This window comes from Herbaspirillum aquaticum (assembly GCF_002213425.1).
GTDB classification, from domain to species: Bacteria; Pseudomonadota; Gammaproteobacteria; order Burkholderiales; family Burkholderiaceae_D; genus Herbaspirillum; species Herbaspirillum aquaticum.
The window spans coordinates 216344-237524 of the sequence record NZ_NJGV01000010.1 but is presented as its reverse complement, the minus strand read 5'-3'; the positions used below and the strand labels follow the sequence as shown (position 1 = coordinate 237524).

The following is a 21181-nucleotide window of genomic DNA, read 5'->3' as shown; positions in this document are numbered from 1 at the left end:
AAACCGACACCGGTATTGAAGCTGTACATCATGGGCGCTTCATCGTGCATCCAGGTGGATTCGATGTAGTCGCGGCTTTGCTTGAGGGCGGCACGCGAAGACTCGGCCAGGGCGACTTTCAGGTGCGGTGCGCGGGCCACGCTGACGACTTGGGCGGCGGTGAGCTTGAATCCGTCGATGGTGATGGTGGACATGGGGACTCCGTAATCTTTCAGTAAAAGGCCTGAGCGCGCTCAGGGCTGGAATTGTTCGACCAGATGGCTGAAGACCTCGGCGGCGATGCAGGCGTCCTCGGTGCTCATGGTCTCGTCGGGGTGATGGCTGATGCCACCGTTGCCACAGCGCACGAACAGCATGGCCACCTCGCCCAGCGGTGCCATGGCCATGGCGTCGTGACCGGCCCCGGAAGGCAGGTGGCGCACCGCCAGGCCGGCACGCTCGATGGCCCGCGCCAGGGCCGCCTGCAGGCGCGGCGCGCAGGGCACGCTGGCCGCCTCATGGGTCTGGCGCACATCGATGCTGACCTGGCGCCGCGCGGCAATGCGCTCGATCTCGGCGCGCACGTCGGCCACTGCAGCCAGACGATCCGCATCCTCCTCAGCGCGGATATCGATGGAAAAACTGGCCAGCCCCGGCACCACGTTGGCCGCGCCCTGCACCACTTCCAGGATGCCCATGGTGCCTACCAGCCCCGGCTTGATGCCGCAGCGGCGTTCGATGTAAAGCCCGATCTCGGCCGCCGCCATCGCGGCATCGCGGCGCAGGTGCATGGGCACCGTGCCGGCATGCCCGGCCAGGCCGCGCACCTCGGCCATGAAGCGGCTGGCACCGGAAATCGCGGTGACCACGCCCACCGGCAAGCCTTCATTGAGCAACAGCGGGCCCTGTTCGATATGGACCTCGACGAACGCCGCCACCGAGGCGGGAGACCACGCGTCGCCCGCGATGCCGGCCGGGTCCAGTCCGGCGGCGCGGATCGCCTGGCGCATGCTGATGCCCTCGCCATCCAGGTTCTCCAGCACGGCCGGGTCGAAGGTCCCGGCCACGGTGCGGCTGCCCAGCAGGGTGGCCTTGAAGCGCACGCCCTCTTCCTCGGCAAAGCCGATCACCTCGATGGGAAACGCAAAGCGCTTGCCGGCACGATGCCACTGGGCAATGCAAGCCAGCGGCAGCACGATGCCCAGGTTGCCGTCGTACTTGCCGGCATTGCGCACCGTATCGAAGTGCGAACCGGTCACCAGCGCCGGACGATGCTCGCAGCCGGGCGCGGCCTCGTAGCGGCCGATCACGTTGCCGGCATTGTCGCGCCGCACGCGCAGGCCGGATTGCTCCATCCATTGCGTCAGTGCGGCCGCCGCCGCCTGGTGCGTCGGCGTCAGGTAGGTCCGGGTCAGCATGCCGGCGGCTTCGGTGTGCTGCGCCAGCAGCTCGGCCCATTGCATCGCCTGTCGGCCAGCCTGCTGGCTGGCCGGGTCCATGGCTTTCATCGCGTCTCCTCGTGATCGACCGGCTCCGGGATGGAGCGGGACTCGAAAATTTTCGTCTTTTTTATTGTATTCAAAAATTGTATGCAATATAGTGATCTGGCGCCACCGCGACAAAAAAGATCACCAGCGTTGGCAACATTTCAATAAGACAAGACGAGGAGACAACGGTGAGCAAAGTATTCAAGTCCCTGTTCGGGCAGGTGGTGCTGGCCTTGGTGGCCGGCATCGTCATCGGGTTGTTCTGGCCCGACTTCGGCCAGAGCCTCAAACCGCTGGGCGACGGCTTCATCAAGCTGATCAAGATGATCATTCCGGTGATCGTCTTCTGCGTGGTGGTACAGGGCATCTGCGGCGCCAGCGACCTGAAGAAGGTGGGCAGCGTGGGCGTGAAGGCCATCATCTACTTCGAGGTGGTCACGACCATCGCCCTGCTGCTGGGCCTGGTGCTGGCCCTGGTGGTACAGCCGGGCGCGGGCATGAACATCGACCCCAGCAACCTGGACGCCAGCAGCCTGTCGGGCTACATGGCCAATGCCGGCAAGGTCAAGGAAACCGGCTTTGCCGACTTCATCATGAAGCTGATCCCGGCCACCGCCGTGAGCGCCTTCACCTCCGGCGACGTGCTGCAGGTGCTGCTGATCTCGGTGACCTTCGGCTGCGCGCTGCTGTTGATCGGCGAGAAGGGGGCGCCGGTCGTGGCCCTGGTGTCGTCGCTGTCGGATGCCTTCTTCAAGTGCATGTCCTTCTTCATCCGCCTGGCACCGCTGGGCGTGCTGGGGGCCATTGCCTTCACGGTGGGCAAGTACGGCATCGGCTCGCTCAAGCAGCTGGCGCTGCTGGTGCTGCTGTTCTACGGCGCGGTGATCTTCTTCGTGCTGGTGGTGCTGGGCGGCATCCTGCGCGCCAGCGGGCTGTCCATCTTCAAGCTGATCCGCTACCTGCGCGAAGAGCTGGTGGTGGTGCTGGCCACCACCTCCTCGGACAGCGTGCTGCCGCAGATCATGAGGAAGCTGGAACACATGGGCATCAAGAAATCCACCGTCGGCCTGGTGATCCCGACCGGCTATTCCTTCAACCTGGATGCCTTCTCGATCTACCTGACCATGGCCGCGCTCTTCATCGCCCAGGCCACCAACACGCACCTGTCCTGGGGCGACCTGGCGGCGATCCTGGCCATTGCCCTGGTGACCTCCAAGGGCGCGCACGGGGTGCCGGGCTCGGCCATCGTGATCCTGGCGGCCACGCTGACCACCATCCCGGCCATTCCGGTGGTGGGCCTGGTGCTGGTGCTGTCCATCGACTGGTTCATCGGCATCGCCCGTGCGCTGGGCAACCTGCTGGGCAACTGCGTGGCCACGGTGGTCATCGCCAGCTGGGAAAAGGATATCGACAAGCAGCGCGCCCGCGCCGTCCTCAATGGCGAGCAGGTGACGCCGCTGGCCGAGGAACTGCCCGTCATCGACCTGCCCGGCGTGATGGCCAAGCCGGCCCAGGCCTGAGCACGAGAGACATGGCTGCACCTGCTTGCACTGGTTACAATGGAGCGCCGCCGCATGGCGGCCCTCACAGCCACCCGTCCACGCCAGCCATGACCGCTTCCGCCCCTGCCCCCGCGCCCGACAGTTCCGACGCCATCGCCAGCGACATCGCCGCCAATATCGCCGCGCAGCGCCTGCCGCCCGGCGCCAAGCTGCCCGAGGAAGCGCTGGCGCGGGTCTACCAGGTCAGCCGTACCAAGATCCGCGCGGCACTGGTGATGCTGGCCAAGGACAAGCTGGTGGACCTGATCCCCGACAAGGGCGCCTTCGTCAGCAAACCCACGGTGGAGGAGACGCGCAACCTGTTCTTCGTGCGCCGGGCATTGGAAGCGGCGATGGTGCGCCAGTTCGTGGCCTGCGCCACCGAAGAGGATTACGCCCGGCTGGAAGCGCACCTGGAACAGGAACGCCAGGCCGTCAAGGATGACAACATGCAGGTGCGCTCTTCGCTCTTGAGCGACTTCCACATCCTGCTGGCCCGCATCGTGGGCAACGACGTACTGACCGACATCCTGGAAAAGCTGGCCGGCCGCAGTGCCCTCATCACCATGCTCTACCAGTCCACGCGCGATGCCGCCTGCTCCAGCGAGGAACACGGCGCATTCATCGCGGCGGCGCGGGCGGGCGATGTCGAGAAGGCCGTCGAACTGATGGAGCACCACCTGCTGCATGTGGAGCAGGCGCTGGCCTTTGAGCCCAAGTCCGGCCCGCGCAAGGACCTGTTGCGTGAACTGCTGTCATGAATTTGTCAGCAAGGGCCACACCCATCCCGGAAAAAACTTAGTAAAAAATCATTTTCATTCATCCATGACCGCTTCCCGCAAGGGATAGCGGCCTGACCTGCTTCGTAAGGACTAAGTTTTTTCATCTCGCCCCGCAACCGCCGGAGAACCGGCCAAGCCTGCATCAGACGGTGAATTCCCGCTGTATTCCCCGGTTGCAGCAAGCGCTGCGAGGGCCACACTCATGCACCGGTCCGGATGCCGTCCATCGCCATTGAACGGGGCTGGGTTACCGCAAGACAATAATGATTCCAGGGATTCCACATGCTCAACTCCATCAAAGCCCGCATCCTGTTCTATACGATCACCCTGCTCGTCGCCAGCCTGGCGGTGGTCGGCACGGTGTCCTTCTTCATCATCCAGACCGACAACGAGCGCGCCATCGAGCGCAATGCGCAAGCGGTGGCCACCGGGTTCGGCTCCACCATCAATGAATGGGTGGCCGCCCGCACCGCCATGACGGTAGCGGCTGCCGAAGGCGTGCAGGGGGCCGACCCGGTGTTCGTCATCAAGCTGCTGCAAAAGAGCGGCGGCTTCTACGTCACGACCCTGGGCCGCGAGGACAAGGCTGCCTTCACCTCCGCCGCCGAAGGCCTGCCGGCCGGCTATGACCCCACCGCCCGCCCCTGGTACAAGCAGGCCGTGGCGGCCGGCAAGCCGGTGCTGACCAAGCCCTATACCGACGTGGCCACCAAGAAGCCGATGGTCTCCTTCACCGCCCCGGTGATGCAGAACGGCCAGCGCGTGGGCGTGGTGGCGGCGGCCATGTTCCTGGACGGGGTCTCGGAGGTGGTGCGCTCGATTCACCCGACCCCGGCCAGCTATGCCTTCCTGGTGGACCGTGACGGCCTCATGCTGGCCCACCCTGACGGCCAGTGGGTCAACAAGCCGGCCAAGGAATGGAATGCCGAACTCACCCCGGAACGCCTGCAAAGCCTGGGCGGCGACGACAAGGTCAGCGCGCTGACGCTGGAGGGCTCGGTCAAGCTCATCAAGGGCATCCCCATCAAAGGCACCGAATGGACCCTGATGCTGGCCATGGACAAGGCCGACGTCACCGCCGGCATGCGCAATGCCACCCGCTCGGCGCTGATCGCCCTGGTGCTGGTGGCACTGGTGGCGGCCGGCATCATGAGCCTGATCACCACTGCCGTGTTCCTGCGCCTGTCGCGCGTACGCCGGGCCATGGACAGCCTGTCCTCCGGCAATGGCGACCTGACCCTGCGCCTGGCCGAAGATGGCAAGGATGAACTGACGCAGATTTCGCGTTCCTTCAACCAGTTCGTCAACCAGATCACCGGCATCCTGCAGGACGTGCGCCGCAGCAGCGATACCGTCAAGATTTCTTCCACCGAGATCGCCAGCGGCAACCAGGACCTGTCGGCCCGCACCGAGCAGCAGGCCGGTGCGCTGGAAGAAACCGCCTCGGCCATGGAAGAACTGACCTCGACCGTACAGCAGAACTCGGAGAACGCGCGCCGCGCCAATGAACTGGCCGGCAATGCGTCGAAGATCGCCGCGCAAGGCGGTGAAGTGGTCGGCAACGTGGTCTCGACCATGGAGGCCATCAATGCCTCCTCGCGCCAGATCGCCGACATCATCACGGTCATCGACGGCATCGCCTTCCAGACCAATATCCTGGCCCTGAATGCCGCGGTGGAAGCGGCGCGGGCGGGCGAGCAGGGACGCGGCTTCGCGGTGGTGGCCTCCGAAGTGCGTTCGCTGGCCCAGCGCAGCGCCCAGGCCGCCAAGGAGATCAAGCAGCTCATCGACACCTCGGTGGCCAAGGTGGCCGATGGCGGTGTACTGGTGGCCCAGGCCGGGCAGACCATGGAACAGATCGTGGCCAGCATCCGGGACGTCAGCGTGATCGTCAGCGAAATCGCCCATGCCAGCAGCGAACAGAATGGCGGCATCCAGGAAGTGAACCTGGCCATCACGCATATCGACGAAGGCACGCAACAGAATGCAGCGCTGGTCGAACAAGCGGCGGCCGCCGCCAAGTCCTTGCAGGATGAGGCGCACCGGCTGTCGGTGCTGGTGGGCGGCTTCAAGATGTAGCGCCACCTTCGTCATTCTGACGTGCCCGCCTCGTCAGAATGACGAAATGACACACCCCACGGCCGGCCCCGCACGCAAGCGGCTCCGGCCGTTTGCGTTAAAATGGCCGACGCAGTCAGCCTCTTCCGTCCTCCCGCAGGCCGGGTCTGCCAGCCGCGCCGCCCTGGGCCATCGAGATGATCGGCCCGCCGGATCTCCCGGGCGGCAACATGATGACCCGTCCCGACCATGATGAATCCTCTCTCTACCGCCCCCGCCCTGCTCTCGGCCCGTCTCAAGGATGAAACGGCCACGCTGCACGAACAGATGCATGCCCTGATGGAACAGGCGCAACCCTTCGCCAGCCGTGCGCAGTACGTGCGCTTCGTGGCGGCGCAGTATCACTTCCAGCGCGATGTCGAACATCTCTTCGAGGACCGGGCGATCCAGGCCGCCGTGCCCGACCTGCAGGTGCGCGGCCGCGAAGCCGCCGCGCTGGCCGACCTGGCCGACCTGGATGCCGCACCGGGTGACGCCGCCATTGCCACCGGCAAGGTGGCCATGCCCGAAGCCCTGGGCTGGCTCTACGTCTCGGAAGGCTCGACCCTGGGTGCGGCCTTCCTGCTCAAGGAGGTCAAGGAAAAGCTGGGCGTGAGCGAGACCTTCGGCGCGCGCAACCTGGCGGCCTATCCGGAAGGACGCGCGGTGGTGTGGCGACGCTTCGTCAGCTTCCTCGACGCGCCCGGCCTTTCGGCGCAGGAACAGGATGCGGTGGTCGCCGGTGCCCGTGCGGCCTTCGAACGTTTCGGCGTGCTGTTGAAACGGCACTTCGCGCTGGACTGAGACCATGGCGGACAGTCCGTCCCAACCGCCCCTGCCGCTGCAGACCAGCCAGCTGGCCCCGCGCCGCACGCGCTGGCTGTGGCTGCTGCTGGCCTATGCCAGCCTGGGTATCGGCATCGTGGCCATCTTCATTCCCGGCCTTCCCACCACCGAATTCGTGCTGCTTTCCGCCTGGGCCGCCGGCAAGGGTTCGCCGCGCCTGCAGCGCTGGCTGGAACAGCATCGCCTGTTCGGCCCGATGATCCACAACTGGCGCCACGGCCGCGTGGTGGCGCGGCGTGCCAAGATCAGCGCGTCCCTCATGATGAGCCTGTGCCTGGTCATCATGCTCTTCACCGTCAAGCGCCACTGGGTGATCGTGCTGGCCACGCTGGGCATGGCACTGGGTGCAGCCTGGATGTGGTCGCGTCCGGAGCGGGTGGAAGACGCCGACCCCGGCGAGCGCTCATGAAAAAAGCCTGTCCCGCGCAAACGGGACAAGCTCTTCGTTGAGGCGCTCGCCGACCGGCTTCAGGTGATCGAGGACGATACCTTCCACAGGTCCACATCGCCATCGGTGGCGTGCTTGTCGATGCTGGCCAGTTCCTCCTGCGTGAAGTCCAGCTTCTTGAGCGCATCCAGCGAATCATCGAGCTGCTCGACGGTGCGCGCACCGATCAGTGCCGAGGTCACGCGCGCATCGCGCAGCACCCAGGCGATGGCCATCTGCGCGAGGGTCTGTCCGCGCTTGGCGGCAATGTCGTTCAAGGCACGGATGCGCGCCAGGTTGTCGTCGGACAGCATGCGCTGCGGCAGCGAAGGTGCGCGCGTCACGCGGGCACCTTCCGGCACGCCGCCCAGGTACTTGCTGGTCAGGAGACCTTGCGCAAGCGGCGAGAAGCCGATGCAACCCACGCCCAGTTCTTCCAGCGCCGGCAGCAGGCCGCTTTCGATCGTGCGGTTGAGCATGGAATAGTTGGGCTGGTGGATCAGGAGCGGTACGCCTTCACTCTTGAGGATGGCCGCGGCCTTGCGGGTCAGCTCGGGCGAATAGGACGAGATGCCCACGTAGAGCGCCTTGCCCTGGCGATGCAGCTGCGCCAGCGCGCCCATGGTCTCTTCCAGTGGGGTGTCGGCATCGACACGGTGCGAATAGAAGATGTCGACATAGTCCAGGCCCATGCGCTTCAAGCTCTGTTCGCAGCTGGCGATGAGGTGCTTGCGCGCGCCGCTGGGACCGCCATAGGGACCGGGCCACATCTGCCAGCCGGCCTTGCTGGAGATGACCAGCTCATCGCGGTAGGGCAGGAAATCCTTGGCCATCCAGCGGCCGAAGTTTTCCTCGGCCGAACCGGCCGGGGGACCGTAGTTGTTGGCCAGGTCGAAGTGCGTGACGCCACGGTCGAAGGCACGGCGCAGCACGGCGCGGCCGGTTTCGAAGTTGTCGACGCCACCGAAGTTCTGCCACAGGCCCAGCGAGACGGCGGGCAGCAGCAGGCCGCTGCGGCCGGTGCGGCGGTAGGGCATGCGGCCATCGTAGCGGGAGGGTTCGGCGATATAGCTCATGGGTCTCCTTGGAGAAATGTTCTGCGGGAAGAATCGAGGGGGAACTGCCTGAACTGCCACTTCCTGGGTGGTGTGTGGAAGTCTACGCTTCCGCCACTTATTATTTAAATGCAAAATTTTGATGCGATTGATCTGTCTGACAGATGAATCGCGCGGCCCGTTCCCGACGGATCGTCAGCGCGCCGGCAGGATGATGGTGGCGATCAGGCCGCCTTCCGGATGGTTGCGCAAGAGCAGTTCGCCGCCATGGGCTTGCACGATATTGCGCGAGATGCCCAGGCCGAGACCCATGCCGCCGCTGTTCTGGGCGCGCCCGTGTTCCAGCCGCACGTAGGGCTGGAACAGCGTGCCCATGGCATCTTCCGGTACGCCCGGACCATGGTCGCGGATCTCGATTTCCACCAGGTCGCCGCCGGCCCCGGCCGAGGGGCGGATGCTGATCTCGACCTTCTGGCCATAGTACAGCGCATTGTCGAACAGGTTGCCGATGGCGCGCTTCAAGGCCAGCGGCTTGGCCATGACGTTGATGCCGGAGGGCGTGAAGGCGATCTCATGGCCGGCCAGGCGGGCATCGCGGATCATGCGCAGCACCAGCGCATCGAGGCGCACTTCGGTGCGGTTCTCGTGGATGTCGCTGTCCTTCACCGATTGCAGGGCACCCTTGACCATCATGTCCAGCTCATCGAGGTCATCATGGAAATCGGTCCGCATGGCGTCGTCATCCATCAGTTCGGTGCGCAGCTTCAGGCGCGTGATGGGGGTGCGCAGGTCATGCGAGATGGAGACGAACAGGCGCTCGCGGTCTTCCAGGTAGCGCTTGATGCGCTCGCGCATGCCGGAGAAGGCACGCGCGGTCTTGACGTATTCGCGGCTGCCGGTCTCGGGCAGGCTGGGCACGGTCTCGCCCTTGCCGAAGGCTTCGGCGGCATCGGCCAGGGCGGCCAGCGGACGGGTGGTCCAGCGCACCACGAGGATGGTCAGCAAGAGGATCGCCGCCAGCGACAAACCCTGCAGCACCAGGCGGTCCAGCCAGAGCGGATTGTCGCTGTCGAGGAAATACGGGTTGGGCATGAGTGCGGCCAGGTAGATCCAGCGGCCGCTTTCCACCTGCATCTGGATCACCAGCACCGGGGCCGAGTTGGGCTTGGTCAGCAGGATGTGCTGCACCCAGTTGTCGGGCAGGTCGTTGACGGTGAGGCCATCGCTGGCCACCGGCAGGCCATCCGGCCAGGCGAAGGCCAGCCGCGCTTCCGGCAGGAAGGGCAGGTCTTCGCGCAGGGTCTGGGCGGCCACATCGATGGCCAGGTTGGCCAGGTGGCTGTCGCCGATCGATTTGACCGGCACCGCGCTGCTGTTGGCGTTGATGAAGAAACGCGTACCGCCCATCTCGCGCAGCTGCTGGATCATCAGCGGGCGATAGTTGGGCGGCAGGGTCATGAAGTAGCGGATCGCCGAGGCGGCGCTGTGGGCCAGGTGCTGGGCGGCCGTGCGGGTCTCGGCCTCGGACTTGCTGCGCAGCTGCACGGCCCAGATCAGGCCGCCGGCCACCTGCGTGACCAGCACGCCAAAGATCATCACCACCGACAGGCGGCCCAGCAGGGAATCCGGCAGCATCCAGTCCAGCAGCGCGGCCAGGCGGCGGCGCAGGCTGGGGGGACGCACGGCAGCGGGCACGGCCAGCGGCGCCGTCTCCGGTGCCAGGCTCTCAGGCGGCTGCGGCACTGACGTCGGCCGAGAAGACATAGCCGGCACCGCGCACGGTCTTGATCAGGTGCGGCTGGCGGCCGCCATCGTTCAGGCGCAGGCGCAGCTTGCTTATCTGCACATCCAGCGAGCGGTCCAGCGGGCCGGCATCGCGTCCGCGGGTTTCTTCACAGAGCACGTTGCGATCGAGCACGTCGCCCGGATGTTCGACGAAATACTTCAGCAATTGGTAATCCATGCCGGTCAGGGGCACGACCTCGCCGGCGCTGTCGGTGAGGGTGCGTTCCACGGTATCGAGCGAGAAGCCGGCGAAGCGGTAGTAGCGCGGCGCCGCACTGTTGTCGATGCCGATGCGGCGGTGAATGGCCTTGATGCGCGCCAGCAGTTCGCGCGGGCTGTAGGGCTTGGCGATGTAGTCGTCCGCACCCAGCTCCAGCCCGACCACGCGGTCGGTCTCGTCGGAGCTGGCGGTGAGCATGATGACCGGCACGTTGGATTTGCGGCGCACCGCCTTGCACAGGGCAAAGCCGTCGGTGTCGGGCAGCATCACATCGAGGATCACCAGCGAAAGCTCATCGGCAAAACGCTGGAACTCGGTCAGGAAGGCCGCGCCGTCATGGGCCAGGCGCACTTCGTACTGGTTCTTTTCCAGATAGGCCTTCAGGAGGGTACGGGTCTTCTGGTCATCGTCGACGATCAATATCTTGCGCGTCATGTTGCTGCTCCATCTCCGAAATTCTTAATCGTTACGATTGCGGGCGAGTGTACGCGCAATCGCTGCAAGCCGTTTCTGGGTCTGTTCTTCGCTCAGGTTGCGGTCGAGGAAGAAGCGCTGCACCTCGGCCACGATGGCGTCCTTGGTCGTATCGTCGGTGGCCATGCGGTGCACCAGGCTGGGGGCCTGCCAGGCAGGACCCTTGCTGAAGGCGCGCCAGGAGTCGCGCGCACAGCGGTCCATGTGCGGATCGGCCGCGCGCAGCACGGGAATCGAACCCTTGATCCTATTGTATTCGGACTGCACGGCCGGCGACATGGTCAGCCGCGCCAGCGTTTCCTGCATCGGCTGGTGCGCATAATTGCCGGCGAACATGGCCAGGGTGTCGGTACTGTAGAGGTGGAAGTCGCCCGTGCCGGGCGCCGGTGCACAGCCGAACTGCTGGTCCACTTCCATGCCCCAGGCATTGAGCTCGCCCTTGGCCCAGTCGCCCATGATGAGCATGGCGGCTTCGCCGCTGACCATGCTGCGCGCCACTTCGGTCCAGGGCCGTTCGCGCACCGGCTGCGGCATGGCGGCGGCCAGGCTGCGCAGGCGCTTCAAGATATGCAGCATGCGCGCATCGAGGAAGGCGGCCGGGCTCATCTCCACGAACAGGCGGCGATAATAGGCGGGCCCGCTCTCGGCCAGGGCGAGGTTCTCGAAGAGCGTGGCCAGTTGCCAGGCTTCGGCGCTCTGCGCCAGCGGGACGATGCCGGTGCCCTGCAGCTTCTTGACGATCTGGTCGAAGTCGTCCCAGGTCTTGGGCGGCGTGAGGTTGTAGCGCTTGAAGATGGCCGTGTTGTAGAACAGCGAATTGATGCGGTGGATGCCCAGGGGCGCGGCTACCACGTGGCCGTGGTTGTTGAGCAGCGACCAGACAGTGGGGAACATCTGCTTTTCCCAGTTGCCCTGCACGGCCACATTGTCCAGCTCCAGCAAGAGGCCGAGGTCGGCCCACTCGCCGAAGACCACGCCATTCAACTGCGTGACTTCCGGGGCGCGGTTGGCCAGCACCATGCTCTTCAATACTTTGGCCGCGCCCATGCCGGCCCCGCCGGGGATGGCCACGTCGCGCCACTGGATATCCTGCTTGGCCAATTGATTGACTACCACGTTGATGGCCTGGCGCTCGCTGGCCGAGGTCCACCAGTGCAATACCTGCAGGGAACCCCCGCCACCGGCCGGCGGCACCGGCGACTGTGCGCGGGCCGGCAGGCCCGCCATCCCCAGCGCCAGCGCGAGCAGGCACAGCACGGCCAGCCCGAAGCGGGCCGGGCCGACGCGTGCATTCGCGGGCCGTTTCGTTTTTATCATGGGGGGTGCTGTCTCCAAACCGGAAGAGACTATAGCCGGGTGACTGCCATTGTGCAATTTGTGCAGCGGCGCGCCGCCGCCGCACGCATCTTGAAAACGATGAACTCGGTTTAGCTCTTGTTAATAAATGTAAGACTGGTTCTGCTTATCTTATCCACAGGCGCTGCCCGATGCTGCACCACACTCCCCTCCCGCCGCCTCGGAAAATCCGGCCGCGCCATGCTGCGGGTCCTGTAAGGATATGTAATCCGGCGGGCCCGGCGAAATGACTTAATTTCTTTTTGAATCAAACACTTGCGGCACTCTCCGCCGGGCCGCTGACCGGGCTCGCATCACATGCTGGCCGCTGCTACTGTCACGGCGTTTCGTGGCGCACGGCTGCTGCGATCCCTACAAAAACCAAGGAGACCCAAGATGCAGACCGAACAAAAGGCTGGTCGTTTTCCCCTCATCCCTTCCCTCCCGGCATTGCCGCGTCGCCGCCTGCTGGCCGCCTGTGCCCTGGCCTTGGGCCTCACGGGCCTGGCCGCCGCTCCCAGCCAGGCAGGCACGCTGACCATCGAAAGCTGGCGCGTGGATGACCTGCCACTGTGGCAGGAAGTGCTGATCCCGGCCTTCCAGCGCAGCAATCCGGGCATTACCGTCAAGTTCTCGCCCACCGCCCCGACTGAATACGATTCCAGCCTGGCCGCCCGTATGGCCGGCGGCACCGCCGGCGACCTGGTGGCCTGCCGCCCCTTCGACGTTTCGCTCTCGCTCTACAACAAGGGCCACCTGGAGAAGCTGGACGGCAAGCCCGGCATGGAATTCTTCGCGCCTGCGGCCAAGGCCGCCTGGCAGACCGATGACGGCAAGGATACCTTCTGCATGCCGATGGCCTCGGTGATCCACGGCTTCTTCTACAACACCAAGATCTTCAAGGAACTGAACCTGGAGCCGCCCAAGACGGAAGCAGAATTCTTCAAGCTGCTCGATACCGTCAAGGCCAATGGCAAATACGCGCCCCTGGTGATGGGCACCTCCGAACAGTGGGAATCGCACCAGGTGCTCTTCACCGGCATCGGCCCCAACTACTGGAAGGGGGAAGAAGGCCGCAAGGCGCTCATCGCCGGGAAGGCCAAGTTCACCGATCCGCAATTCGTGGCCGCCTGGGACTATGAAGCCAAGCTCGGCAAGTACCTGCCCAAGGGCGCGTCGGCCCAGACCTACAGCGACAGCCAGAACATGTTCGCGCTGGGCAAGGGCGCGGTCTATCCGGCCGGTTCCTGGGATATTGCCTACTTCAACGGCAAGATGGACTTTGCCGCCTTCCCGCCGCCGGTCCCCAAGAATGGCGATGCCTGCTACATCTCGGACCACAACGACATCGGCATGGGCATCAACAAGAAGTCCAAGAACAAGGACGACGCCTACAAGTTCCTGGCCTGGCTGGGCTCGCAGGAGTTTGCCGATCTCTACACCAACAAGGTCACCGGCTTCTTCTCGCTGTCGAACCACCTGATCTCGGTGAAGGACCCGATTGCCAAGCAGATGATGGGCTGGCGCAAGAACTGCGCTTCCACCATCCGCGTCAATTCGCAGATCCTCAACCGTGGCACCCCCAGCATGGAAAACGAGATGTGGAACGTCAATGCCCAGGTGCTCAACGGCAAGATGACTCCGCAGGATGCGGCGGCCAAGATCCAGGCCGGCTTTGCCAAATGGTACAAGCCGCAACAATGACCTGACGGCCTGGCCAAGCAAGGCATTACCCCGGAGCCAAGGACCCGCCAAGAGGTCCGCTCCCTCCCCTTCAGGAAGAGAGACACCCGTGAAAACCATCCGCGCCTGGCAACTGGCGGTGCTGCTTGCACCCGCCGTGCTGATCTACGCGCTCTTCAGCGCCCTGCCCCTGCTCGATACCCTGCGCCTCGGTTTCTACACCGCCAATGATGCAGGCGTGCGCAGCTTCGTGGGCCTGGACAACTACCGCACCATCCTGTTCGATCCCGACTGGTCGGCCGCCTTCTGGAATGCCATGTGGAACAACGTCAAGTTCTTCTGCATCCACATGGCCCTGCAGAATCCCATCGGCCTGTTGCTGGCCTCGCTGTTCAGCCTCAAGGGCCTGCGCGGTGCGCGCACCTACCGCACGCTGATCTTCCTGCCCACGCTGCTGTCGGTGGTGATCATCGGCTTCATCTGGCAACTGATCCTCTCGCCGCTGTGGGGCGTGGGCGAGAAACTGCTGGGCTTGGTCGGCCTGGCCGACTGGTTCGCGCCCTGGCTGGGGCAGGAATCGACGGCGCTGCTGACGCTGTCGCTGATTTCGGTGTGGCAGTACGTGGGCATTCCCATGATGCTGATCTACGCCGCCCTGCTGGCGGTGCCCGAAGAAGTGCTGGAGGCGGCGCACGCGGAAGGCGCCAGCGGGCTGCGCATCTTCTGGCAGATCAAGCTGCCGCTGATCTATCCGACCCTGGGCCTGGTGACCATCCTCACCTTCGTGGCCAACTTCAATGCCTTCGACCTGATCTATTCGGTCAAGGGCGCGCTGGCCGGCCCCAACTATGCCACCGACCTGCTGGGGACCTACTTCTATCGTACCTTCTTCGGCTACCAGGCGCAGATCGGCAGCCCGACCATGGGCGCGGCGGTGGCGACCCTGATGTTCCTGGTGATCCTGGCGGGGGTGGGGGCCTATTTCGTGATGGTGCAGCGTCGATTGACGCGCTACGCCCTGTGACGACCAGGAGAACGGCATGCAGCTTTCCTCTTCCGTCGGCACTTCTTCCACTCCTGCAACTAACCCGACCACCATGCGCAAACCCTCGCTGCTCCAACGCAGCTTCGGCCCCGCCGGCCATCTCTGGGTGCATGCGGTGCTGTGCCTGTATGCGGTGATCGCGCTGTTTCCGATTGCGCTCATCCTCATCAATTCGGTCAAGACCCGCAATGCCATCTTCGAAGGCCCGATGGCCCTGCCCACGGCCGAGACGCTGACCTTCGCCGGCTTCCAGAAGGTGCTGGCAGGCACCCACTTCCTGCTCTATTTCGGCAACAGCCTGGCCGTTACGCTCGCCGCCCTGCTGCTGATCGTTCTCTTCGGCGCCATGGCGGCGTGGGCGCTGACCGAGTACCGTTTCTTCGGCAACCGCGCGCTGAACTTCTTCATCGCCATCGGCATCATGATCCCGATCCGGCTGGGCACGGTCTCGATCCTGCAACTGGTGGTGGCGCTGGACCTCATCAATACACGTACCGCGCTGGTGCTGGTCTATACCGCGCAAGGGCTGCCGCTGGCGGTGATGATCCTGTCCGAATTCATGCGCCAGATCCCGGGCGAGCTGAAGGATGCGGCGCGCTGCGATGGCGTGGGCGAACTCAGCATCTTCTTCCGCGTGATCCTGCCCCTGCTGCGTCCGGCCATCGCCACCGTGGCCGTGTTCACCATGATCCCGGCCTGGAATGACCTGTGGTTCCCGCTCATCCTCGCCCCCGGTGAAGACACCCGCACCGTCACGCTGGGCGTGCAGCAGTTCATCGGGCAATACGCCACCGACTGGAATTCGGTGCTGGCGGCGCTGTCGATGGCGGTCATCCCGGTGCTGATCCTGTACATGGCCTTCTCGCGCCAGCTCATCCGTGGCCTCACCTCAGGCGCCGTCAAATAATTCAAAGGAGACTTCATGGCACACGTCAACATCAAGCAATTGCGCAAGACTTACGATGGCCGCGCCGATGTGCTGGCCGGGCTCAACCTGGATATCCGCGATGGCGAATTCTGCGTGCTGGTCGGGCCTTCCGGCTGCGGCAAATCGACCCTGCTGCGCATGCTGTGCGGGCTGGAAGAGATCAGCGGCGGCGAACTGGCCATCGGCGGCGAGGTGGTCAATCACCTGCCGCCGGCCGAACGCGGCATCGCCATGGTGTTCCAGAGCTATGCGCTGTATCCGCACATGAACGTGTACAAGAACATGGCGTTTGGACTGAAGGTGGCCGGCAGCAGCAAGAGCGACATCGATGCGCGCATCCGCCATGCGGCCTCCATCCTCAAGATCGATCACCTGCTGCAGCGCCTGCCGCGCGAACTCTCGGGCGGCCAGCGCCAGCGCGTGGCCATCGGCCGCGCCATCGTGCGGCAGCCGCGCCTGTTCCTCTTCGACGAACCGCTGTCCAATCTGGATGCGGCGCTGCGCGTGCAGACCCGGCTGGAGATCGCCAAGCTGCACCGGCAACTGGCCGCCACCATCGTCTACGTGACGCACGACCAGGTCGAGGCCATGACCCTGGGCGACAAGATCGTGGTCATGCACGAGGGCCGCATCCAGCAGGCCGGTACGCCCCTGGAGCTGTACCAGCAGCCGCAGAACCTGTTCGTGGCGGGCTTCATCGGTTCACCGAAAATGAATTTCTTCCCCGGCGTGGTCACACGCTGCGACGACAGCGGCGTGCAGGTCGAGATCGCTGGCGGACTGCGGCTGCTGGCCGATGTCGATCCCCAGGGGGTCGCGCCGGGTGCAGCCGTCACGCTGGGCCTGCGTGCCGAACAGATCCGCGAAGGACTGGGCGATGGCCAGCCGCTGCGTGGCGTGGTCAACCTGGTGGAGCACCTGGGCGAAGCCAACTTCCTCTATGTGACCCTGGAGGGCGGCCACGACATCGTGGTGCGCGGCGATGGCAATCGCAGCGTGCACATCGGCGAGCTGATCGCGCTCTCCGTACAAAGCCACGCCTTCCATCTCTTCGATGCGCAAGGGCAGGCGCTGCGCCGGCGCAACCCCGGCAACCTGCAGGCGGCACGTCGCCTCGCGCAGGAGTGATCCATGGAAGCGATCGCCTATCTGGTGGGCATCGATGGCGGCGGCACCAAGACCCTGGTGCGGCTGGCCTCGCTGCAAGGGCAGGTGCTGGCGCAGGCCAGCGGCCCGGGCTCAGCGTTACGGATTGGCGCGGCGCAGGCATGGCGCGTCATCGGCCAGACCATCGACGCCGCCTTTGCCAGCGCCGGGCTGCAGCGTCCCGCCGATGAGACGCTGGCGGTTGGCATCGGCATCGCGGGCGAGAACGTGGCGCAGTGGTCGGCCGACTTCCGTGCACAGGCCCCGGCCTTCGGCGTGCTGGAAATCGTCAACGATGGCGTGGCCACCTTGCTGGGTGCGCATGGCGGCGCGCCCGGTGCCATCATCGCCGTGGGCACCGGCACCATCGGCCTGTCGCTGGACCTGGATGGCAGCCGCCGCGTGGTCGACGGCTGGGGCTTTCCCAGCGGCGACGATGGCAGTGGCGGCTGGATGGGCTTGCGCGCCCTGCACCATGCGCAGCTGGCCCTGGATGGCCGCAGCCATCGTGGCCCGCTGGCCGACGCCGTGCTGGCGCTGTGCCGCAGCGAACTGCCTGCCAATACCGCACGCGATGAGCGCGCCACCTTGCTGGACTGGCTGGCCCAAGCGGACCAGGCGGCCTTCGCCCGTGCCGCGCGGCCGGTGGTGGCGCACGCCCATGACGATGTCGCCGCCCGCAGCATCCTGCAGGCAGCGGCCGCCGAGATCAGCCGCATGATCGATACCCTCGACCCCGCACAATGCCTGCCGCTGGCGCTGTGCGGCGGACTGGCCGCTGCCTTGCAGCCCTACCTGGAACGGCGCCAGCAGGCGCGCATTGTCCCGCCACAAGCCGATGCGGTGGACGGTGCCCTGCTGCTGGTACGACGCGCCCTGCAACCCAAGGAAACCCCGGCATGAATGCACTGACCCAATTGCACGGCAACGTGCTCACTCCCCAAGGCTGGACCCATGGCAGCATGGTCTTCGACCAGCGCATCCGCTCCATCGACGGCCGCCCGCTGCGGCAGCAGCCGCGCGTCATCGATGAAGGCGACTACATCCTGCCCGGCTTCATCGACCTGCACGTGCATGGCGGCGGCGGACGCGACGTGATGGAAGGCGGCGATGCCGTGCAGGTGCTCTCGCGCCTGCATGCGCGGCATGGCACCACGAGTCTCTTGGCCACCACCATGACCGCGCCGCTGGAAGAACTGGAAGTGGCGTTGAAAGCCATCCGCGCCTCCACCGACAAGCGCCTGCCCGGCCACGCACGCGTGCTGGGGGTGCACCTGGAAGGGCCCTACATCAACCCCGGCAAGCTGGGCGCGCAGCCCGACTTCGCCATCGCGGCCTCGCTTGAGCAGGTGGACTATCTCGACGGCCTGGCCCCCATCAAGCTCATCACCATCGCCCCGGAAGTGGACGGCCACCTGAAGCTGGTCTGCAAGCTGGCCCATCGCGGCATGAAGGTGCAGATCGGCCACACCGCCGGCAGCTATGACGATGGCGTGGCCGCGCTGGCGCATGGCGCCTCGGGCTTCACGCACCTGTTCAATGCCATGAGCGGCTTCCATCATCGTGCGCCCGGCATGGTCGGTGCGGCGCTGGCCCACGCGCAGTATGCGGAACTGATTCCGGACCTGTTGCACGTGCACCCCGGTGCCATCCGCGCGGCGCTGCGCTCCATCCCGCGCCTGTTCTGCGTGACCGATTCCACGGCGGCGGCCGGCATGCCCGATGGCGACTATGCGCTGGGCCGGCAGGTGGTGCACAAGTGCGCAGGCGGCGTGCGGCTTGACGATGGCACCCTGGCCGGCAGCGTGCTGACCATGGACCAGGCGCTGCGCAACCTCATCGCACTGGGCATGGACGTGGCCGAAGCCTCGCTGCGCACCTCGACCTATGCCGCCGATTACCTGGGCCTGGCCGACCGTGGCCGCCTGGCCACCGGCCACTACGCCGACGTGGTGGTGCTGGACCGGCAATTTGCCCTCAAGGCTGTCTATGTGGAAGGAGAAGAGATTGACCTCGCTGATGCTTAAGGAAGCCCGCTCTGCGGCCGATTACGTGGCCGTGCAGCTGACCCGCGACCAGGACCGCTATGCCGCACTGGGCGCGCAACTGCGCGCCACCCCGCCGGCCAGCATCGTGACCGTGGCGCGCGGCAGCTCCGACCATGCGGCCGCCTATTGCGCCTATCTCATCATGGCCCGGCTGGGCCGCATCGTGGCGTCGCTGCCGATGTCGCTGGTGACGCTGAACCGGGCTCCCCTGCAGGTGCGCGATGCGCTGGCCATCGCCATTTCGCAATCCGGGCAGAGTCCGGATGTGGTGGAGCCGATCCGCTATTTCCAGACGCAGGGGGCGAGTACGGTGGCGCTGGTCAACCAGGCCGATTCGCCACTGGCCAGCGCGGCGCAGTGGAGCCTGCCGCTGCATGCGGGCGTGGAAGCCAGCGTGGCAGCCACCAAGAGCTTCATCGCCAGCCTGGTGGCGGGGGCCTTGCTGACGGCACACTGGCAGGATGATGCCGCGTTGCTGGATGCCCTGGTGCAGTTGCCGCAGGCGCTGCGGACAGCGTGCGAATCCGACTGGTCAGCGGCGGTCGAAGCCCTGGTCCCGGCCGATCGCCTCATGATCGTGGGGCGCGGTATCGGCTTCCCGCTGGCGCTGGAGGCCGCGCTCAAATGCAAGGAAACCTGCGCCATCCAGGCCGAGGCCTTCAGCGGCGCGGAGATCAAGCACGGGCCGATGGCCTTGATCGAGGAAGGTTATCCGCTGCTCATGTTCGCCACGCGCGGACCCTCGCAGGCCGGCATGCTGGCGCTGGCAGCAGAGATGCGCGCGCGCGGCGCCAGGGTCTTGCTGGCGGCCCCCGGGGATGTGATCGAGCGCGACCTCACCTTGCCGGTAGCGGCCACGCCGGACCTCGATCCCATCGTGGCAATCCAGGCTTTCTATGTGATGGCGGCGCAATTGTCCGCCGCGCGCGGGATGGATGCGGACCGGCCGCGGCATCTCAACAAAGTCACAAAAACGAACTAAGTCTGCGGCTCATGCCTGTGCCTGCCGCGCCTCTTCAATGAAGGCGCGCAGGTAGTCGATCTCCACGTCGCTCTCGCGCGCACCCAGGTAGATGTGCTTGGCGATGCCCTGCTTGCCCAGGCGCACCGGCACGATCTCCATCTGCTCGGCATATTCCAGCACCAGCCAGCGCGGCAGGGCCGCCACGCCGCGTCCGCTGGCCACCATCTGCAGCATGATGTCGGTGGTCTCGATGGTCTTGTGCCGGCGCGGCACGATGCCGGCCGGCGCGAGGAACTGGGTGTAGATGTCGAGCCGGTCCACCGGCACCGGATAGGTCACCAGCACCTCGTTGTTCAATTGCTTGGGCTTGACGTAATCGACGCCCGCCAGCGGATGGTCGGCCGCCACCACCAGCACCTGTTCATAATCGAACACCGGCTCGAACACCAGGCCGGGCTTGTCCAGCGGATCGGGCGTGACCAGCAGGTCGATCTCGTAACCGAAGAGCGCACCGATGCCGCCGAACTGGAATTTCTGCTTCACGTCCACATCCACGTCAGGCCAGGCGGCCAGGTAGGGCGAGACCACTTTCAACAGCCATTGGTAACAGGGGTGACATTCCATGCCGATGCGCAGCGCGCCACGCTCGCCCTGGGCAAACTGGCGCAAGCGTTCTTCGGCCAGGTTCAGTTGCGGCAGCACGCGGTTGGCCACCGCCAGCAGGTATTGGCCGGCTTGCGTGAGGCGCAGGTGGCGGCCTTCACGCAGCCAGATGTCGGTGCCGAGTTGCTGTTCCAGCTTCTTCATGCTGTGGCTCAGCGCCGACTGGGTGACGTGCAGCACGCCGGCTGCGGCCGTGAGCGAACCCTGGCGTTCGACTTCCTGCACGATGGAGAGGTGGATGCGGTCCAGCATGATGTTGAATGGAACTCATGGTTGATGGCGATTCCATCATTTTAAGTCATGTGCATTCCGGCATGAAATCCTCGCGGGCGGTAGATAGTCCGATGCCGGATCATTCTTTCCAGCGACTCCAAAAACTAAGTTTTTTTATTTCCTTGGTCGTTTGTTGCATCGTTGCATTTAGCTGGAAGAATGCCACTTCCTTGCAAAACGCTGACAGAGCTCATTGCCCGGACGTTCTTTTCTGGTGCGGCTTTTCAGTCAGTGCTTTGTCAGTTTCCCGTATCACGCGATCTCTGCATTCTGAAACACTTCGCGTCGAACCTTTCAACTTGACCGTGCTCGAATCCTAACAGTGTGCGAGGCCTTGGCTGGCCTCGTACGGTTACATCCCATCACAATTTTTGCGTCAACTGGGTAGCCGCGCCTGCCGTTA

The 21181-nt window shown here is 65.1% G+C and carries 19 protein-coding genes and 1 pseudogene; 13 read left to right on the top strand and 7 right to left on the bottom strand.

What is annotated here, in order from left to right; all coding sequences use genetic code 11:
- Positions 1-194: pseudogene (locus CEJ45_RS13355) on the bottom strand (aromatic amino acid lyase); the annotation flags it as partial.
- Positions 195-233: 39 nt separating this feature from the next.
- A complete protein-coding gene (locus tag CEJ45_RS13350; RefSeq protein ID WP_088755568.1) occupies positions 234-1487 on the bottom strand; it encodes an allantoate amidohydrolase in 1254 nt (417 codons plus the stop codon).
- A 167-nt stretch (positions 1488-1654) separates the two neighbouring features.
- On the opposite strand from CEJ45_RS13350, the gene CEJ45_RS13345 reads away from it, so the two are divergent.
- The 5 genes from CEJ45_RS13345 to CEJ45_RS13325 all read left to right on the top strand — a co-directional run bounded on the left by CEJ45_RS13345 (position 1655) and on the right by CEJ45_RS13325 (position 7141).
- A complete protein-coding gene (locus CEJ45_RS13345) occupies positions 1655-2986 on the top strand; it encodes a C4-dicarboxylate transporter DctA (RefSeq protein ID WP_088755567.1) in 1332 nt (443 codons plus the stop codon).
- An 89-nt stretch (positions 2987-3075) separates the two neighbouring features.
- On the top strand, positions 3076-3768 hold the full coding sequence (locus CEJ45_RS13340; protein WP_088755566.1) for a GntR family transcriptional regulator: 693 nt from the start codon (positions 3076-3078) through the stop codon (positions 3766-3768).
- Positions 3769-4071: 303 nt separating this feature from the next.
- Positions 4072-5868 carry a methyl-accepting chemotaxis protein gene (locus CEJ45_RS13335; protein ID WP_088755565.1) on the top strand — a complete coding sequence of 599 codons (1797 nt, stop codon included), beginning with the start codon at positions 4072-4074 and terminating at the stop codon, positions 5866-5868.
- A gap of 228 nt (positions 5869-6096) precedes the next feature.
- Complete coding sequence (locus tag CEJ45_RS13330; protein WP_420913294.1) at positions 6097-6690, top strand: biliverdin-producing heme oxygenase; 594 nt, start codon at positions 6097-6099, stop codon at positions 6688-6690.
- A gap of 4 nt (positions 6691-6694) precedes the next feature.
- Positions 6695-7141, top strand: a complete 447-nt coding sequence (locus tag CEJ45_RS13325; protein WP_088755564.1) for a YbaN family protein — start codon at positions 6695-6697, stop codon at positions 7139-7141.
- Between the two features lie 59 nt (positions 7142-7200).
- Here the strand turns inward: CEJ45_RS13325 and mgrA are convergent, their stop codons facing one another.
- The 4 genes from mgrA to CEJ45_RS13305 all read right to left on the bottom strand — a co-directional run bounded on the left by mgrA (position 7201) and on the right by CEJ45_RS13305 (position 12010).
- A complete protein-coding gene (gene mgrA, locus CEJ45_RS13320) occupies positions 7201-8235 on the bottom strand; it encodes an L-glyceraldehyde 3-phosphate reductase (RefSeq protein WP_088755563.1) in 1035 nt (344 codons plus the stop codon).
- Positions 8236-8409: 174 nt separating this feature from the next.
- The gene (locus tag CEJ45_RS13315) at positions 8410-9957 is read right to left on the bottom strand and encodes an ATP-binding protein (protein ID WP_088755562.1); all 1548 of its coding nucleotides are present in this window, start codon (positions 9955-9957) and stop codon (positions 8410-8412) included.
- A complete protein-coding gene (locus CEJ45_RS13310) occupies positions 9941-10654 on the bottom strand; it encodes a response regulator (protein WP_034331706.1) in 714 nt (237 codons plus the stop codon). The genes CEJ45_RS13315 and CEJ45_RS13310 overlap by 17 nt, the downstream gene beginning before the upstream one ends.
- 24 nt (positions 10655-10678) lie before the next feature.
- Positions 10679-12010, bottom strand: coding sequence for an ABC transporter substrate-binding protein (locus CEJ45_RS13305; RefSeq protein ID WP_088755561.1), 1332 nt, complete (start codon positions 12008-12010; stop codon positions 10679-10681).
- A 414-nt stretch (positions 12011-12424) separates the two neighbouring features.
- On the opposite strand from CEJ45_RS13305, the gene CEJ45_RS13300 reads away from it, so the two are divergent.
- The 7 genes from CEJ45_RS13300 (at position 12425) to CEJ45_RS13270 (ending at position 19860) form a co-directional block, all read left to right on the top strand.
- Positions 12425-13732 carry an ABC transporter substrate-binding protein gene (locus tag CEJ45_RS13300; RefSeq protein WP_241517339.1) on the top strand — a complete coding sequence of 436 codons (1308 nt, stop codon included), beginning with the start codon at positions 12425-12427 and terminating at the stop codon, positions 13730-13732.
- An 88-nt stretch (positions 13733-13820) separates the two neighbouring features.
- Positions 13821-14735 (top strand): carbohydrate ABC transporter permease, encoded by a 915-nt coding sequence (locus CEJ45_RS13295; RefSeq protein WP_088755560.1) that lies wholly within the window; start codon positions 13821-13823, stop codon positions 14733-14735.
- A 73-nt stretch (positions 14736-14808) separates the two neighbouring features.
- A complete protein-coding gene (locus tag CEJ45_RS13290; protein WP_088755559.1) occupies positions 14809-15663 on the top strand; it encodes a carbohydrate ABC transporter permease in 855 nt (284 codons plus the stop codon).
- 15 nt (positions 15664-15678) lie between these two features.
- A complete protein-coding gene (locus CEJ45_RS13285) occupies positions 15679-16812 on the top strand; it encodes an ABC transporter ATP-binding protein (protein WP_088755558.1) in 1134 nt (377 codons plus the stop codon).
- A gap of 3 nt (positions 16813-16815) precedes the next feature.
- Positions 16816-17733 (top strand): glucosamine kinase nucleotide-binding domain-containing protein, encoded by a 918-nt coding sequence (locus tag CEJ45_RS13280; protein ID WP_088755557.1) that lies wholly within the window; start codon positions 16816-16818, stop codon positions 17731-17733.
- The gene (gene nagA / locus CEJ45_RS13275) at positions 17730-18857 is read left to right on the top strand and encodes an N-acetylglucosamine-6-phosphate deacetylase (RefSeq protein ID WP_088755556.1); all 1128 of its coding nucleotides are present in this window, start codon (positions 17730-17732) and stop codon (positions 18855-18857) included. Before CEJ45_RS13280 ends, nagA begins: the two co-directional genes overlap by 4 nt.
- Positions 18850-19860: an SIS domain-containing protein gene (locus tag CEJ45_RS13270; RefSeq protein WP_088755586.1), complete on the top strand. Its 1011-nt coding sequence runs from the start codon at positions 18850-18852 to the stop codon at positions 19858-19860. The genes nagA and CEJ45_RS13270 overlap by 8 nt, the downstream gene beginning before the upstream one ends.
- A gap of 9 nt (positions 19861-19869) precedes the next feature.
- On the opposite strand, the gene CEJ45_RS13265 is transcribed toward CEJ45_RS13270, so the two are convergent.
- Positions 19870-20757 (bottom strand): LysR family transcriptional regulator, encoded by an 888-nt coding sequence (locus CEJ45_RS13265; RefSeq protein WP_088755555.1) that lies wholly within the window; start codon positions 20755-20757, stop codon positions 19870-19872.
- A gap of 8 nt (positions 20758-20765) precedes the next feature.
- On the opposite strand from CEJ45_RS13265, the gene CEJ45_RS24560 reads away from it, so the two are divergent.
- Complete coding sequence (locus CEJ45_RS24560; RefSeq protein ID WP_141107000.1) at positions 20766-21098, top strand: hypothetical protein; 333 nt, start codon at positions 20766-20768, stop codon at positions 21096-21098.
- The last annotated feature ends 83 nt before the right edge of the window (positions 21099-21181 follow it).